We start from the raw sequence: 15,227 nt of genomic DNA, 5'->3' as shown, positions 1-15,227 counted from the left end.
CCTCTGGTGGGTTAACGTCGGAGAGTTCTCCACCACGAACGGGGGAAGCCGGTGCGAATCCGGCGCTGACCCGCAACCGTGAGCGGCCCCGCACGACTCCGAGGCCGCGAGCCGGATCGCCCGCCGTGGTCCGACTCGATGCGAGGTTCATCAACGATGCGGCTGTTCTCCGCCCTTGCCGTGGGCGCGCTCCTGGTCACCGCCGGTCTGTCCGGCGCGAGTCCCGCCTCCGCGACCGTGCCCGGGAAGGGCACCGCGGGCTACTGCCCCGACGCCAACGGCGTGACGGTGGTGGTCGACTTCCAGGATCTCGGTGGCGACACCCTGATCCGCTGCGCGCCCGGGCCGCAGGCCAACGGCGTGACCGCGATGCAGAACGCGGGGCTCGACCTGGCCGGTGTCGGCAAGTACGGGCTGGCGCTGATCTGCAAGATCGAGGGCAAACCCGCCGACCAGTCGTGCTCGGGCATGCCGCCGGAGAACGCGACCTGGGGCTTCTGGACCGCGACCGACGGTGGCAAGTGGGCGTCGAGCCAGGTCGGGGTGCAGGGCTGGCAGCCGCCGGCCGGCAGTTTCGAGGGCTGGTCGTTCGCGCACGACAAGGCGTTCCAGGACTACCCGCCGCCGCGGGTCGCGCCGGTGCGCAAGGCCAACGCGGTTCCCGCGGCGGACGTGGCCACGGCCGAGAGCAGCAGCTTCCCCTGGGGCCTGGTGATCGGGCTCGTGGTGCTGGTGGTGCTCGTGGTCGCGGGTGTGACCGTGGGGCTGCGGCGCCGGCGTGCTTGAGCCGCGGGCGCTGCACCCGGGCGCGTGGTGGGTGTGGGCCCTCGCGCTGGCCGTGGTCGCGAGCCGCACCACCAACCCGCTGCTACTGGCGCTCGTGATCGCGGTGGCCGGGTTCGTGGTGGTCAGTCGGCGGGGCGACGCGCCGTGGGCGCTGGCGTTCCGCGTGTACGCGTGGGTGGCGGCGGTGATCGTGGTGTCGCGGGTGCTGTTCCGCATTCTCATCGGCGGTGAGGACGGTGGGCACGTGCTGTTCACGCTGCCCACGATCCCGCTGCCCGCCGCGGCCGCCGGGATCGAGCTGCTGGGGCCGACGTCGGCCGAAGAGCTCCTCGGCGGCTTCTACGACGGGCTGCGGCTCGCCACGATCGTGCTCTGCGTCGGCGCCGCCAACGCGCTGGCCAACCCGAAACGCCTGCTCAAGGCGGTGCCGGGGGCGTTGGCCGAGGTCAGCACGGCCGTGACGGTGGCGCTTTCGGTGGCGCCGCAGCTGGTGGAGAGCGTGCAACGGGTGCGGCGCGCGCGGCGGCTTCGGGCCGCGCGCGGGCGTGGGGTGAAGGGGGTGTTCGTGCCGGTGCTGGCCGATGCGATGGACCGTTCGCTGCTGCTGGCCGCGGCCATGGATTCACGCGGCTACGGCCGGCGCGGGCACCTGGCGGTGCGGGTGCGGGTGCTGATCGCGGCGTGTGTGCTCGGCGGGCTGGTGGGGGTCGCGGTGGGGGTGTACGGCGTGCTTGACGGGTCGGCGGGCTGGCTCGGGGTGCCGATGCTCGTGGCCGGGCTGGTGGTGGCGTCGATCGGGTTCGTGCTGGGCGGGCGGCGGATCCGGCGCACGGCGTATCGGCCCGATCCGTGGCGGCTGCCGGAGACGCTGGTGGTGCTGTGCGGAGTGGTGTCGGCCGGGCTGGTGCTTGCTGTTTCGCCGGCGTCGCTGGTCACCTCGGTGAGCCCGCTGGCCTGGCCGACGTTGCCGGTGCTGCCGGCGGTGGCCGTGCTGCTCGCGGTGGTGCCGGCCTGGGTCGCGCCGCGCCCGGTGGCGGTGGTCGCGTGATCGAGTTCTCGCAGGTCACGGTCACCTACGACGGTGCTTCGCAGCCGGTGCTGCGCGGGGTCGACCTCGTGGTCGAGGAGGGTGAGCTGTGCCTGGTGGCCGGCCGCACTGGAGTCGGCAAGTCGACTTTTTTGGGCGCCATCAACGGACTCGTGCCGCACTTCACCGGCGGCACGCTGGCCGGGCGCGTGCTCGTCGACGGCCTGGACACGGCCACGCACCCGCCGCGCGAGCTGGCGTCGGTGGTCGGGGTCGTGGGGCAGGACCCGCTCGCGGGGTTCGTCACGGACACCGTGGAGGAGGAGCTCGCGTACGCGATGGAGCAGCTGGCCGTGGCGCCGGACGTGATGCGCAAGCGCGTGGAGGAGACGCTCGACCTGCTGGGCATTGCCGAGCTGCGCGATCGTCCACTTCGGACGCTTTCGGGCGGGCAGCAGCAACGCGTGGCGATCGGTTCGGTGCTCACCGCGCACCCGCGCGTGCTCGTGCTGGACGAGCCCACGTCGGCGCTCGACCCCACGGCTGCCGAGGAGGTGCTGGCCGCGATCACGCGGCTGGTGCACGACCTCGGCACCACGGTGGTCGTGGCGGAGCACCGGATGGAACGCGTGGCCCAGTACGCAGACCGCCTGCTGTACCTGCCGGGCGACGGCTCCGTGCGATCCGGCCCGCCGGCGGAGGTGTTCGCCGACGCCGACGTGGCGCCGCCGATCGTGGAGCTCGGCCGGTTCGCCGGCTGGTCGCCGCTGCCCCTCTCGGTGCGCGACGCGCGTCGTCGGGCGGGCCCGTTGCGGGAGAAGCTGGCCGCGGTTCGCCGCCCTGTTGTCCCGACGGTGCCTACGGAGGACGTGCTCACCGCGCGAGGGGTGCACGTGCGCTACGGGGGCGTAGTCGCCGTGCGCGGCGTCGACCTGGCGCTCGGGCGCGGCGAGGTCGTCGCGCTGATGGGGCGCAACGGATCGGGCAAGTCGTCGCTGCTCTGGGCCCTGCAGGGCAGCGGCCCGCGGTCCGGCGGCTCCGTCGACGTCCTCGGCGTGGACCCCGGCGCGGTGCGGCCGCGGGTGGCGCGCGCGCACGTCGGGCTCGTGCCGCAGACCCCGTCGGACCTGCTGTACCTCGACTCGGTCGCCGCCGAGTGCCGGCAGGCGGACGCGGAGTCGGGCCAGGCCGCGGGGACCACGCGGGCGCTGCTGGATCGGCTGGTGCCGGGGATTCCGGCGGCATTGCACCCCCGCGACCTCTCGGAGGGCCAGCGGCTGGCGCTCGTTTTGGCCGTCCAGCTGGCCGCGGCGCCATCCGTGCTGCTGCTCGACGAGCCGACGCGGGGGTTGGATTATCCAGCGAAACGCCAGTTCGCGGCGGTGCTGGCCGGGCTGGCCGCTGCGGGGCACGCGGTGCTGCTGGCTACGCATGATGTGGAGTTCGTGGCCGTGGCTGCGCACCGCGTGCTGGTGCTGGCGGAGGGCGAGATCGTGGCGGACGGGCCTACTGCGGAGGTGGTGGTGTCGTCGCCGGCGTTTGCGCCGCAGGTCGCGAAGGTGCTGGCGCCGGAGGAGTGGCTGACGGTCGCCGAGGTGGAGAAGGCGCTGCGGTGACGGGGTTGTGGGGGTCGGCGGGTCCATGCCTGGATCCGGCTGTGCGGGCGGTTGCCGAGGTGGGGGTCGGTGCTGCGGTGACTGAGTTCTCGGGCTCGGGGGTGCGACCCGCCGCGGTGTTGGCGGGCGCCGAGATCGGGCGGGTGCAGCGGTGACTGAGTTCGTGGGCTTGGGTGTGTGGGCCTGCGTGACCGGGGCAGTCGCCGCGGGTGTTTGCCCGGGCGGGGCCGTATCGGCTTTTGCCGAGGTGGGGCGGGTGCTGTGGTGACGGACTTCCTCGGGCCGGCGGTGCGGATCCGTGTGCGGACCGGTGTGGTGCTGGTGGTCGCCGTGGTGCTCGGGCTGGCGATGTTCTGCTGGCCGCTGTTCGTTTCCGGCGCGGCGGCTTCGGGCCACACCGCGGATGCGCCGTTCATCTTCATGGCGACCTTGCCGGTGCTGATCCTGATCGTGCTGGCCGAGCTGTCCAGCGGTGGCGTCGACGCGAAGGCCCTGGCGCTGCTCGGGGTGCTGTCCGCTGTGGACGCTGCCCTGCGTCCGCTCGGTGCCGGCACGGGTGGTGTCGAGTTGGTGTTCTTCCTGCTCGTGCTCGCCGGCCGCGTCTTCGGGCCCGGCTTCGGGTTCGTGCTCGGTGCGACGTCGCTGTTCGCGTCGGCGTTGCTGACCGGTGGGGTCGGGCCGTGGCTGCCGTTCCAGATGCTGGCGTCTTCCTTGGTGGGCCTGGGTGCGGGCCTGCTGCCGGGGCGGGTGCGGGGGCGTTGGGAGATCGCGCTGCTCGCGGCGTACGGCGTGGTGGCGGCGTACTTCTACGGGCTCGCGATGAGCATGTTCACCTGGCCGTTCCTCGCTGGGACATCCGCCCTGGATTTCGTGCCGGGCGCTCCGTTGGGCACGAACCTGCACCGGTTCCTGGTGTTCACGGTGCTCACGTCCACCCTCGGCTGGGACACCGGCCGCGCGATCACCAACCTGATCGCGATCTTGGCCCTGGGGCCCGCCATCCTCACGATCCTGCGCCGGGCCGCGCGGCGAGCGTCGTTCCGCCCTTGAGGGGACGACCTCGGCGACGGGACCGTTCGCGGCGCGCGAACTGACCGAGTGGACCGTTCACGCAGGCCGGCCCTCGTGTCGCGACCGGACCGCTCGCGCGGGTTTCGTTGGTCCGAAGGGTCCGTTCGTCTCGTGCCTGCGGGTGCGAGAGGTCCGTTCGTGGCGAGTCGAGGGACCGAAGGGTCCGTTCGCGCTGGCTGGCACCTGCGCGCACAGTGGACCGCGAAGTCCCCTCGCCCCGGCAAGCCGTGCCTGATCACCACGACCGGGTCAGCAAAAACCGGAGCCGGATCAGCCGAACGTCGAACGGACTCAGACCGGGTCAGTACGTGTAAAAACCCCGGCCCGACTTCTTCCCCATCAACCCCGCCGACACCATCCGCAGCAGCAGCGGCGGGGCGGCGTACGTGGGTTCCTTGAACTCGTCGTACATCGAGTCCGCGATGGCCTTGACCGTGTCGAGGCCGATGAGGTCCGAGAGGCGCAGCGGGCCCATCGGGTGGGCCGTGCCGAGTTCCATGCCGCGGTCGATGTCCTCGGCGGTGGCGAAGCCTGATTCGACCATGCGGATGGCGGAGAGCAGGTAAGGCACCAGGAGCGAGTTGACGATGAAGCCCGCGCGGTCCTGGGCGCGGATCACGGTCTTGCCCAGGGCGTCGGCGTGGGTCGCGGCGCGGGAGAGGGTCTCGTCGGCCGTGAGGAGCGACGGGACGAGTTCCACGAGCGGCAGCACGGGTACCGGGTTGAAGAAGTGGATGCCCACGACCTGCGCGGGGCGCGTCGTGGCCATGGCGATCTTCACGATCGGGATGGACGACGTGTTGGACGCGAAGATCGCGTCGTCGCGGGAGACGATCTTGTCGAGCTGGGCGAAGACGTCGGTCTTGGCCTGTTCCTGCTCGAGGATGGCTTCGATCACGAGGTCGCGGTCGGCGAACTCGGCCAGGTCCGTGGTGAAGCGCAGGCGGCCGAGCGCGGCGGACGCGTCCTCGGCGGACAGCTTGCCGTTCTTCACCCCGCGTTGCAGTGACTTCTCGATGCGCGCCTTGCCCGCGTCGAGGGCCGGCTGGCTGACCTCGGTGATCACCACGTCGAACCCCGACTTGGCGTGCACCTCGGCGATCCCGGAACCCATCTGCCCGGCACCGACCACACCGACGCGCTGAATATCAGTCACAGCCGCACTCCTTCACGAAAGATCAGTCACGAAAGACCGCTCACGAACGATCAGCACCAGCGAACAGAATTTGGGCAGCACGCGACGCGCGAGGGTGGTGCCGGACTGCGCCCGGACTCCACCCTCGCGTATCGCGTCTGCTCAACGCCGGTATTCGTCGTACCCGTCGTCGTACGGGTCTTCGTTGTCGTCCTCGTGCCCGTTGCCGGGCGAGGAATCACTTGACAGCTCGCGCTGCAAAGCATCGAAATCGGTGTCGTGGGAGCTGTACTTGAGCTCGCGCGCCACCTTCGTCTGCTTGGCCTTAGCCCGGCCGCGCCCCATGGCTCGACCCCCTCGCACAGGGGCGGGGCGGCCGGGGGAATCGGCGGCCCCGCATCGTCTCGACAGTTCTTTCCTGGTCACACCGTACCGTGTCCCGGGGGTTCGATGCGACGTGGCACGGTGTGCCGGTGGCGACAGTGTCCGCCGGACGCCGGTTACCGGCCTGTCGGTGCGGATCGGCGCAGGTGGGCGTGCCACGATGCTCAGGTGCTCCGTCCCTTCGTGGCGTATCTGAGGGTGTACGAACCCCTGCTCGCGCTCGGTGACCCGCCCGACGACCGGCTGCGTGAGGCGGTCGCCGGGGCGAAGCTGCGCCGCGCCGCGATCGGTGAACGCGAACAGTTCCTGTGGCTCAAGTCACAGGCCGTCGCGCGGTTGCTGCCGGCCGAGCTCGCCGACGGCCGGCCCGCGCCGAGCCTGCTCACCGACGTGCTCGTGCTGGACCCGGCCGAGGTGCCGGTGGATCATCCCGGCGCCGGTCCGTTCGTGTGCCCGCTCGAGCTGCGCGCCCGCTCGGCCGCCGCGCTCGTGACCTTCCTCGGCGACGCGGCGCCGGCGTTGAAGAACGCCGTGCTCGACGCCGGCGGGGTCACGGCCGACCGCGCCCGCTCGCGCACGAAGGCTGCGATGGTCGACCTCACCACGGCCGCCGCCCACACGCTCACCACCACCTGGACCGTGCCGCTGCCGTGGTTCGTGCTCGTCGACCCCGACGAGCGCAAGCTCGTGCTCGGCACCGGTCAGGACGATCCGGCGCGCGAGCTGTCGTGGCGCACGTCGATGTCCGACGCGCTGACCCGCGCCGCCGAGGCCGGCGAGCTGATCGAGGCCGCGTTCGGCGACTCCGGTCCGGGCCGCGTGCTGTCGCAGACGCGCCAGTGGCTCGAGAGCTTCGACCCCGACTCCGTGGTCGAACTCGACTACGGCGGCCTCGTGCAGCTGTTCGCCGACCCGATCCTCGAGTCCGACACCACGGCCGAAGAGGTCCACGACATCCTCGAAGCCCTGCGCACCGGCAACGTCGAGGAGCTCGCCGAGCTGTTCTCTGAGCTGCGCGAGTTCTGGGGCGACCTCGCGGCTAGGGAACGCGCCAACTGACGCGCAGCCGGCCCACCGGCCGGCGACCGCCGAGCACCGCGGGGTTCGCCAGCTCGGCCAGCTCCGACACGTCCACGCCCAGGTGCGCGAGCACCGCGACGGCGAGCGGCGCGCAGCCGCGCTTCGCGCCGTCGGACATCTTCAGCGCCACGGCGGTGCCGTCGGCCAGCGCGAACGCCAGCACTCCCTCCGCGCCGATCTTCGACAGCAGCCCCGGCACCTCGCCCATCAGCGCGGTGTCCTCGCGATCCGTGCCGGCGACCAGCCACGGGTGCGCGCGCATCGCGTCGGCCACGCGCAGTTCGTCAGAGCCCTGCGGGGCTTGCACCAGCCGGCCGAACGCGCGCGCCAGGCCCGTGAGCGAGTAGGCGAACAGGGGTGCGCCGCAGCCGTCGACCCCGGTGGTGGCGATCGGTTCGCCGGTCAGCTCCACCACGGCTTCGGCGAGCGCCTTCTGCAGCGGGTGGCCCGGCTGCTCGTAGCCCTCGGTCGGCCAGCCCGCGGCTACGCAGGTGGCGAGCATCGCGGCGTGCTTGCCGGAGCAGTTCATGGTCACGCGCAGCGGCTCGCCGGCCGCGTGCATCGTCGGCTCGTGCAGCGGGTACGCGGGCGGGCAGGCTAGCGCCGACTCGTCGAGGCCGGCGGCCGCCAGCATCGCCGCCACGCGCTCGACGTGGCCGGGCTCGCCGGAGTGCGAGCCGCACGCCAGGGCCAGGTCGGCGCCGTCGTAGGCCAGCCCGGCGCGCAGTATCCCGACCCCCTGCAGGGGTTTCGTGGACGACCGCGGGAACACCGGGCTGGTCACATCGCCGGTGGAATACGTGACGCTGCCGTCGGGCGCGGTGATCACGAGCGAGCCGCGGTGCGTGCTTTCCACGAGGCCGGAGCGTTCGACCTCGACCAGAACCGGTTCGGTCACTCTTCGGTGCGTCCCAGCTCGGAGTCGAGCAGCTCGTCGACGGTCGCGGAGCCGCGCTGGTAGCGCCCGGCGATCTCGGCGTTGAGCGTGTCCATCACGCCTTGCACCTGGCGGCGGAACGTGGACACCGACGACTCTTCGGTGCCGTACGTGTCGAGCGCGGCCGCGAGCTTGTCGTCGGACAGCGTGCCGACGTCGGTGAGGTCCGTGTCGCCGATCAGCGCCTCGGCGTGGCGGCGGTGCTCGCCCGCGCGCGACGGTTCGAGCTGCTGGTGCCGGCCGGAACCGGTGGCGGGACCGAGCGCGTTGTCGGCGAGGATCGTGGCGAGCTGGTCGACGATGCTGCGCTCGCCGCCGGACGACCGGCGCTGCTGTTCGGCGCGCACGATGTCGATCCGCGCGTGCAGCAGCCGGCGCAGGTACGAGAGGTCGGTCTCCTCCTGCGCGGCCTCGTCACGGCGTTCGCGCAGCACCGGCAGCGGCAGGTCGCCGAGTCCGGTGAGGTATCCCGGGGCGAGGACGCGGTCGATCCGCCGTCGCCCACCGGGACGCACTTCGATCACGGGCACATCCTGCTCTAGATTCCCCGACAATGCTACCGCCGGGTTCACTTCAGCCCCGCAACCGTTGCGCGGCCTCCCGACCAGGGGCAGCGTGCTCGCCCGGCACCGAGTCCGGGTCCACGATGGCCTGCACGGCCCGCGAAGGGCTCTCTTCCTCGTCGGCGGTGTCACTGGGCAGCAGGCCGGCCAGCAGTTCCGCCCCGGCCGGCACCGAGCGCTTGACCAGCGCCAGCGCGATCGGACCCAGCTCGTGGTGCTGCACGACGGTGCCCACGCGGCCGATCACGCGCTCGCCGAGGCGCACCGGATCACCCGTCTCAGGCGTGATTTCGGGTGAACCGTCGAGGTGCAGCAGGGCGAGGTAGCGCGGCGGGCGGCCGACGTTGTGCACCTTCGCCACGGTTTCCTGGCCGCGGTAGCACCCCTTGGCCACGTGCGCGGCGCTGCCGATCCAGCCGACCTCGTGCGGGATGGTGCGCTCGTCGGTGTCCACGCCGACCCGCGGGTGCCGCGATTCCACGCGCAGCGCGTCGAACGTCCAGCTGCCGGCCGGGCGCGCGCCCGCGTCGGTGAGCCGCTGCCACCAGGCCGCCAGCTCGGCGCGGGGCACGAGAAGGTCCACACTGGACCGCGACGGCCACGGCATCCGGCGCGCGAAACCACCGCCGGGCAAGGCCGCGACGGAATACGGCTCGGCACCCACGGTCACGTCCACCGCGGTGAGCACGCGGTCGGCTTCGGGACCGAGCACCGTGAGCACGGCGAGTTCCGTTGTGGCGTCGCGGATCTCGACCTTCGACCAGAACTTCATCGCCTCGAGGTACTCGCGCAGGGTTTGCTTGCCGCCCTTGGGCAGCGCGCTCGTGGCGACGGGCTCGGGGTCGCTGTCGAGCCACACGGTGCCGTCGAGGTGCGCGAGCACGAAGTGGGTGTCGACGTGACCCTGGCTGTCGAGCACGAGCGCTTCGGTGCCCGACGCCTCCGGCAGCTGCGTCACGTGCTGGGAGATCACGAGGTGCAGCCAGCTCAAGCGTTCTTCACCCGAGACGGCCAGGACTTCGCGGTGCGAGCGGTCGATCACGACCACGCCGCGCGCGGCGGTGCGCTGCTCCGCGAACGGATCGCCCCAGTGCCACGGCACTCCGGCCTCCGGGTGTCCGTCGGGCGCGGCGATCGCGCGGGGTGCTTCCAGCAACGGCGAGCGATAGGCCATGGGGCAAGCCTATCTCCGCACGCGCTCCGGCAACGCTTTCAAAGGAGGTGGCTGCGTCACGTCGGGCCAGTAGGGTGAGGGGATGCGCGTGCTCGCCTTCCTCGACGGAACCCTGGCCGACCCCGACGCCGCCCACCTTCGCGTGGACGACCTCGGCCTGCTGCGCGGAGACGGGGTGTTCGAGACCATCCTCGTGGCGGACAAGCAGCCGCGGGAGCTGCGGCCGCACCTCGACCGGCTCGCCCGCTCCGCGGCGATGCTGGAGCTGCCGGCCCCCGACCTCGCCGCCTTCGAGACGGCCGCGCGCGCCGTGATCGAGAACTGGGCCGGCGGCCGGGAAATCGCGTTGAAACTCGTGTACACGCGGGGTGTCGACGGTGATCCGGCCGGCACGCCGACGGCGTTCGCGATCGGCATGGAGATCGACGAGAAGGTGCGCCGAGCCCGCGTCGAGGGCGTGGCCGCGGTGACGCTCGAACGCGGTTTCGGTCCCGAGGTCGCCGAGCGCGCGCCGTGGCTGCTGCTCGGCGCCAAGACGGTGTCGTACGCGGTGAACATGGCGGCGCTGCGCGAGGCTGCCCGTCGTGGCGCGCAAGATGTGATCTTCACCGCTGCCGACGGTTCCGTGCTGGAAGGACCCACGTCCACGGTCGTGCTGGCCCGTGAGCGCACGCTCTACACGCCGCCGTCGACCGTCGGCATCCTGCCGGGCACCACGCAGGCGGCGCTGTTCCGCGGTGCGGAGAAGGCCGGCTGGTCGGTGAAGGTGGAGCCGTTCTCGGCAGCGGATCTCACCGCCGCCGACGGCGTGTTCCTCGCGTCTTCGGTCCGGCTGGTCACGCGCGTGCACACGCTCAACGGCACGGCGCTGACCGATTCGACCGCGCTGCACCAGGACCTGGTGGCGGCCTACGAAGGCGAGTACTGAGCCGGCGCCTCGCTGATCACCACGGCCGAAGCGCGCACGCCTTCGGCTTCATAGGCGGCGATCTTGTGGTGCCCGTCGAGGATCAACGGCCGGGTGCCGGACAGCACCACCGCCACCGGACGGTGGCCGGTGCGGATCGCGGTGCGGTAGTAGGCCACGCGGGCTTCGTCGTCGGGCGGCCAGGTCGCGGTGGGCACGAGCGGCCGGTCGGCCTCGAGCCGCGCGGGGCCGTCGACCTGGTAACAGCCGTCCACGAGCATGGCGAGCAGGTCACGCAGGGTCTCGGCCAGCGGCCGGCGCAGCTGACCCGTGGCCAGGGCGATCCGCAGCGACTGCGGCAGCTCCACGCTGCCGCCGCTGTTCAGCTCCAGGACACCTGTCCCACCCGTGACCGTAACCCGTTCCACACCCATCAAGACGGGCGGAACCGCACGAAGGTTCCAGGGCGTGCCTGCGCGAGTGCGCCGAGTGACCCGCGTCTCACCACGGCGGCCACGGGGTAGCCGCCCGTGGTCGGGTGGTCGGCGAGGAACACCACCGGCAGGCCGCTCGGCGGGACCTGGATCGCGCCGGTCACCAGGCCTTCGCTGGGCAATTCGGCGGTGTTCTCGCGGCGCAGCGGCGGGCCGTCGAGGCGCAGGCCGACGCGGTTGGACTCCGACGTCACGCTCCACCACGCGCCGAGGCCGTCGGCGAGGCCGGTGAACCAGTCGTCGCGCGGGCCGAGGACCACGGGCACGACCAGCCGCTCGGGTGCCGCGGGCGTGACCACCACGTCGGCTCCGGCCGGCACCCCGGTGACCGGCCCGAGGGGCAGCGAGACGCCGTCTTCCAGCGGTTCGGGCCCGATGGCCGACAGCACATCGCGCGAGCGGCTGCCGAGGACGGGCGCCACGGCCAGCCCACCCGAAACCGCCAGGTAGCTGCGCAGACCGGCGCTCGGTCGGCCGAGCGCAAGCGTTTGCCCCGCCCGCAGCGACACGGCCGTGTGCGAACCGGCGTCCCGCTCGTCCACTCGCACCGGCACGACCGGTCCGGTCACGGCGACCGTGCAGGAGGTCGTCGCGCGCACGACCAGCCCGCCCAGCAACGCCTCGATGCCGGCCGCTTCGGCGGGGTTGCCGACGAGCCGGTTGCCCAGGCGCAAGGCTTCGACGTCGAGGGCGCCGGACGGCGGCACGCCGAGGTGGGCGTAACCGGGCCGGCCGAGGTCCTGCACGAGGGCGAGCGGTCCGGTCGCGACGATCTCCAGCGCGCGCATCACGCGCTCCGGAAGCGCACGCGGTCGCCGGGCACGAACAGCACGGGCCGCTCGGCCGCGGGGTCGAACAGCGTTTCGTCGGTGTGCCCGAGCAGCCGCCAGCCGCCCGGTGACTCACGCGGGTAGACGCCGGTGAACTCGCCGCCGATGCCCACGGAACCGGCGGGCACCTTGGTGCGCGGGGATTCGAGGCGGGGCTGCTGCAGAGCTTCCGGCAGGCCGGTGAGGTAACCGAAGCCGGGCGCGAAGCCGGTGAAGGCGACGGTGTACTCGGCTTCGGTGTGCAGCGTGATCACCTCGGCCACGGAAATCCCGGCGTCTCGGGCGACGAGCTGCAGGTCTTCGCCGTCGTAGGAGACGTCCAGGGTCACTTCGCGCGGTGAGCCGGCGGGCGGGTGCGTGAGGTCGGCGTCGGCGAGCAGGTCGCGGACCAGCGCCAGTGTGCGCGAGCCGGGCTCGGCCACCACGAGCAGGCTGCGGGCGCCCGGGACGAGCTCGGTGATGCCCTCGATGCCGGCGGCCTCGACCGTGGCCCGGGCGGCGGACATCTGCGCGAGCGAATCGCAGTCGAGCAGAGCGGCGTGCTCGCCGCAGGGCCGCCAGAGCATGGTCAGAGCTTAACCGCGCAGGTCAGTGCTCGATTCATCCGCGGCTCAGCGGACTGCCCAGCTGAAGCGCTCGGCCCGAGCTGCCTGGCCGAACCGCTCAGCCGACCACGCGGTGCAGCAACGCCGAGGTGTGCGGTTGCATCTCCTGGCCCATCATCGCGCGTTCCTCGACGTAGCCGAGACTGCCTTCGATGAGGCCGTAGAGCCGCTGCGCCGCGGTGACGTCCTTGGCCGTGGCCGTGCGGATCACCGCGTCGGTGCCCAGCTCCCACGACGTCTGGTTGCGCGGCTTGCCGTAGTAGAGCTCGACGATGCCGGAGCTGTGCGTGAGCAGCAGCTCGATCGTGTCGTCCACCTGCGGCCGCCAGAACCCGCTCTCGCGGGCGGCGGGGCGGATCACGTTGCCCTCGTCGTCGAGCAGCCACGCGCGCGCCTCGTGCGTGAGGAACGGCCGGCCGTCGTGCGCGATGGTGAGCTGCTGCGCGAACTTGACCGGCCCCTCGATGGTGGGGTAGTCGACCTCGCCCTCACCTCGCCAGACGCCGACGATCGGCAGCAGCGCGAGGCACGCGTCGTTCAGGTCCGGGCCCTCGCGGAGGTTGGCGGTGTCGTTGGGGATCGGCAGGTCGTCCCACAACGGCAGGTTGCGCGTGCGGGTGCTCGCCGCCCGCGATTCCGCGGCCGCGATGGCTTCGTCGCCACTGGCGGTCATGATGCTCAGCGCTGGTCGGCGTACAGCCGGTAGACGACGTAGCAGGCGAACCACACGATGGCGACTGCCGCCAGGGCCAGCAGGATCGTAAACAGGGTCTCCACAGCGAGGACAATAGTCGGCCCGGCGTCCTCAGGCGCCGCGCAGGGTCGTCGCGGTGAGCACAGTCACGACGAGCAGCACGCCACCGGCCACGGCCATGGCCGCGTGCAGGCCGGAAGTCAGCGTCGAACCGTGCGCGAGCAGCGCGCCGAGTGCGGCCACGCCGAGTGCCGTGCCGGTCTGCCGGGCCGCGTTCACGGTGGCCGACGCGATACCGGTGCGCTCACCCGGCACCCCGGCGAGGCCGACGATGTTGGACGGCGTCACGCACAGCCCCACCCCGAGCCCGGCGACCCCGAACGCCAGCGCCGGCAGCCAGTACGGGCTGTCGGCACCGAAGCTCAAGAACGCGAACGCGCCGGCCGCCGCGACGAGATTTCCCAGCGGCAGCACGCGTTCCGCGCCGAACCGCGCCGAGAGCCGGCCCGCGCAGAAGGCTGCGAGGACGTTGGCGAGCACGTACGGCAACATCTGCACGCCCGCCTCCGTCGCCGTGGCTCCGCGCGCCTGTTGCAGGTACAGCGCGATCAGCACCGGCAGCGGGTAGGCGGCGAAGCCGATCACGAACGACGTCGCGATCGCCACCGAGAACCGGACCCGCGCGAACAGCCGGATCGGCAGCATCGGGTGCGCCACCCGCAGTTCCACCACCAGGAACGCCACCAGCGCCACCGCCCCGACCACGGCGGCCACCACGTCGGCGGCGATCACCGCGTAGGTGAGCGCCCCGATCCACAGCGCGCCCAGCACCTGGCCCGTGAGGTCGAGCGCGCCGTGGGCCGGATCGGCCGACTCCGTGATCCCGCGCCGCCCGGCCAGCAGCGCGACCACGCCGAGCGGCACGTTGACCAGGAAGATCACCGGCCAGCCGAATGCGTCGGTGAGCGGCCCGCCCGCGAGCGGCCCCACGACCAGCGCGGAGCCGGCGATCGTGCCCCACCAGCCCATCATCCGAGCGCGGGCCCGCGGTTCGGGGAACGTGTGGGCGAGCAGGGCGATCGAGCCCGGGATCACCGTCGCGGCCGCGGCGCCCTGGACCACGCGCGCGGCCACGAGCAGCCCGAGCGTGGGCGCGAGCCCGCAGGCCAGGGAGGCGAGCGTGAACACGGCCAGGCCGGACAGGTACACGAGCTTGCGGCCGTAGCGGTCGCCGAGCGTGCCGCCGGAGAGGATCACGGCGGCGAGCGCGACCGTGTACGCGTCGACGATCCACTGCAGGTCGGTGAACCCGGCGCGCAGGTCGCGCTGGATCGAGGGCAGCGCCACGCTCACCACGCTCACGTCGAGCAGTGCCATGAAGCTGCCCAGGAACAGGGCGACGATCAGCAGAGGTCTGGTTCTGGTTGTGCGCACGCTGGAAGGTTGCGACCTCAAGTCGGCTTGAGGTCAACTACGGGCATGCTGTCCATCGGGGAAACGGCCGCGAAACTCGGCGTCGCGGTGTCGGCGCTGCGCTACTGGGACGAACGCGGGCTCGTGCGCCCGGCCACGCGCCGCTCGGGCAAGCGCCTCTACGGCGAGGCCGAGCTGCACCGCCTCGCCATCGTGAAGATGTTGCAGGACACCGGTTTGCTCAGCCTCGACGACATCGCGCTGATCCTGCACGGCCCGGAAGTCGGCGACTGGCGCGCGGCGATCCGCGTGCGGATCGAGGAAATCGTGGAGCAGCGGCGGAAGCTGGCGGTGGCGGAGACGTTCTTGGGGCACTTCGCGCGGTGCCCGCGGGATCATCCGGTGGAGACGTGTCCTTCGCTGCGGGCGTACACCGATCGCGTCCTGACCGAGGAGCGGTGAGGCAGAAAGCCGGACACGAAAAACGGGCCCCGGGGCAGCAACCCCGGGG

General features: G+C 72.3%; 17 protein-coding genes and 1 riboswitch. Of the genes, 7 read left to right on the top strand and 10 right to left on the bottom strand.

Annotation, left to right across the window (positions count from 1 at the left end; translation table 11 throughout):
- Position 1 precedes the first annotated feature (1 nt).
- Positions 2 to 139, top strand: a riboswitch (cobalamin riboswitch).
- Between the two features lie 17 nt (positions 140 to 156).
- The 4 genes from VSH64_RS35055 (at position 157) to VSH64_RS35040 (ending at position 4,479) form a co-directional block, all read left to right on the top strand.
- Positions 157 to 786 carry a hypothetical protein gene (locus tag VSH64_RS35055; protein WP_326567034.1) on the top strand — a complete coding sequence of 210 codons (630 nt, stop codon included), beginning with the start codon at positions 157 to 159 and terminating at the stop codon, positions 784 to 786.
- Positions 779 to 1,834 (top strand): CbiQ family ECF transporter T component, encoded by a 1,056-nt coding sequence (locus VSH64_RS35050; protein WP_326567033.1) that lies wholly within the window; start codon positions 779 to 781, stop codon positions 1,832 to 1,834. Before VSH64_RS35055 ends, VSH64_RS35050 begins: the two co-directional genes overlap by 8 nt.
- Positions 1,831 to 3,429: an ABC transporter ATP-binding protein gene (locus VSH64_RS35045; protein ID WP_326567032.1), complete on the top strand. Its 1,599-nt coding sequence runs from the start codon at positions 1,831 to 1,833 to the stop codon at positions 3,427 to 3,429. The genes VSH64_RS35050 and VSH64_RS35045 overlap by 4 nt, the downstream gene beginning before the upstream one ends.
- 264 nt (positions 3,430 to 3,693) lie before the next feature.
- The gene (locus VSH64_RS35040) at positions 3,694 to 4,479 is read left to right on the top strand and encodes an ECF transporter S component (protein ID WP_326567031.1); all 786 of its coding nucleotides are present in this window, start codon (positions 3,694 to 3,696) and stop codon (positions 4,477 to 4,479) included.
- Positions 4,480 to 4,801: 322 nt separating this feature from the next.
- Here the strand turns inward: VSH64_RS35040 and VSH64_RS35035 are convergent, their stop codons facing one another.
- On the bottom strand, positions 4,802 to 5,656 hold the full coding sequence (locus VSH64_RS35035) for a 3-hydroxybutyryl-CoA dehydrogenase (RefSeq protein WP_326567030.1): 855 nt from the start codon (positions 5,654 to 5,656) through the stop codon (positions 4,802 to 4,804).
- Between the two features lie 141 nt (positions 5,657 to 5,797).
- Complete coding sequence (locus VSH64_RS35030) at positions 5,798 to 5,980, bottom strand: DUF3073 domain-containing protein (RefSeq protein WP_326567029.1); 183 nt, start codon at positions 5,978 to 5,980, stop codon at positions 5,798 to 5,800.
- Positions 5,981 to 6,187: 207 nt separating this feature from the next.
- Here VSH64_RS35030 and VSH64_RS35025 point away from each other — a divergent pair, with 207 nt between their 5' ends.
- Positions 6,188 to 7,078, top strand: a complete 891-nt coding sequence (locus VSH64_RS35025) for a hypothetical protein (RefSeq protein WP_326567028.1) — start codon at positions 6,188 to 6,190, stop codon at positions 7,076 to 7,078.
- Here VSH64_RS35025 and VSH64_RS35020 read toward each other — a convergent pair.
- The 3 genes from VSH64_RS35020 to ygfZ are packed head-to-tail and all read right to left on the bottom strand — an operon-like array spanning position 7,059 to position 9,773.
- Positions 7,059 to 7,997, bottom strand: coding sequence for an asparaginase (locus VSH64_RS35020; protein WP_326567027.1), 939 nt, complete (start codon positions 7,995 to 7,997; stop codon positions 7,059 to 7,061). The two genes, VSH64_RS35025 and VSH64_RS35020, sit on opposite strands and share 20 nt — an antisense overlap.
- A complete protein-coding gene (locus tag VSH64_RS35015; protein WP_326567026.1) occupies positions 7,994 to 8,560 on the bottom strand; it encodes an RsiG family protein in 567 nt (188 codons plus the stop codon). The genes VSH64_RS35020 and VSH64_RS35015 overlap by 4 nt, the downstream gene beginning before the upstream one ends.
- A gap of 49 nt (positions 8,561 to 8,609) precedes the next feature.
- The gene (ygfZ, locus tag VSH64_RS35010; protein ID WP_326567025.1) at positions 8,610 to 9,773 is read right to left on the bottom strand and encodes a CAF17-like 4Fe-4S cluster assembly/insertion protein YgfZ; all 1,164 of its coding nucleotides are present in this window, start codon (positions 9,771 to 9,773) and stop codon (positions 8,610 to 8,612) included.
- Positions 9,774 to 9,855: 82 nt separating this feature from the next.
- Between ygfZ and VSH64_RS35005 the strand changes: the two genes are divergently transcribed.
- Positions 9,856 to 10,701 (top strand): aminodeoxychorismate lyase, encoded by an 846-nt coding sequence (locus VSH64_RS35005; RefSeq protein WP_326567024.1) that lies wholly within the window; start codon positions 9,856 to 9,858, stop codon positions 10,699 to 10,701.
- Here VSH64_RS35005 and VSH64_RS35000 read toward each other — a convergent pair.
- The 5 genes from VSH64_RS35000 to VSH64_RS34980 form a co-directional block, all read right to left on the bottom strand.
- On the bottom strand, positions 10,683 to 11,108 hold the full coding sequence (locus tag VSH64_RS35000; RefSeq protein WP_326838108.1) for a hypothetical protein: 426 nt from the start codon (positions 11,106 to 11,108) through the stop codon (positions 10,683 to 10,685). The genes VSH64_RS35005 and VSH64_RS35000 overlap by 19 nt on opposite strands.
- Before the next feature lie 5 nt (positions 11,109 to 11,113).
- On the bottom strand, positions 11,114 to 11,962 hold the full coding sequence (locus VSH64_RS34995) for a 5-oxoprolinase subunit C family protein (protein WP_326567023.1): 849 nt from the start codon (positions 11,960 to 11,962) through the stop codon (positions 11,114 to 11,116).
- Positions 11,962 to 12,570: a 5-oxoprolinase subunit PxpB gene (gene pxpB, locus VSH64_RS34990; protein WP_326567022.1), complete on the bottom strand. Its 609-nt coding sequence runs from the start codon at positions 12,568 to 12,570 to the stop codon at positions 11,962 to 11,964. The genes VSH64_RS34995 and pxpB overlap by 1 nt, the downstream gene beginning before the upstream one ends.
- A 97-nt stretch (positions 12,571 to 12,667) precedes the next feature.
- Positions 12,668 to 13,282, bottom strand: a complete 615-nt coding sequence (locus VSH64_RS34985) for an FABP family protein (protein ID WP_326567021.1) — start codon at positions 13,280 to 13,282, stop codon at positions 12,668 to 12,670.
- Positions 13,283 to 13,414: 132 nt separating this feature from the next.
- On the bottom strand, positions 13,415 to 14,737 hold the full coding sequence (locus VSH64_RS34980) for an MFS transporter (protein ID WP_326567020.1): 1,323 nt from the start codon (positions 14,735 to 14,737) through the stop codon (positions 13,415 to 13,417).
- A 45-nt stretch (positions 14,738 to 14,782) separates the two neighbouring features.
- On the opposite strand from VSH64_RS34980, the gene VSH64_RS34975 reads away from it, so the two are divergent.
- On the top strand, positions 14,783 to 15,178 hold the full coding sequence (locus tag VSH64_RS34975) for a MerR family transcriptional regulator (RefSeq protein WP_326567019.1): 396 nt from the start codon (positions 14,783 to 14,785) through the stop codon (positions 15,176 to 15,178).
- The last annotated feature ends 49 nt before the right edge of the window (positions 15,179 to 15,227 follow it).

This window comes from Amycolatopsis rhabdoformis, assembly GCF_035918295.1.
Taxonomy (GTDB): domain Bacteria; phylum Actinomycetota; class Actinomycetes; order Mycobacteriales; family Pseudonocardiaceae; genus Amycolatopsis; species Amycolatopsis rhabdoformis.
This window is presented reverse-complemented; position numbering and strand designations above follow the sequence as displayed.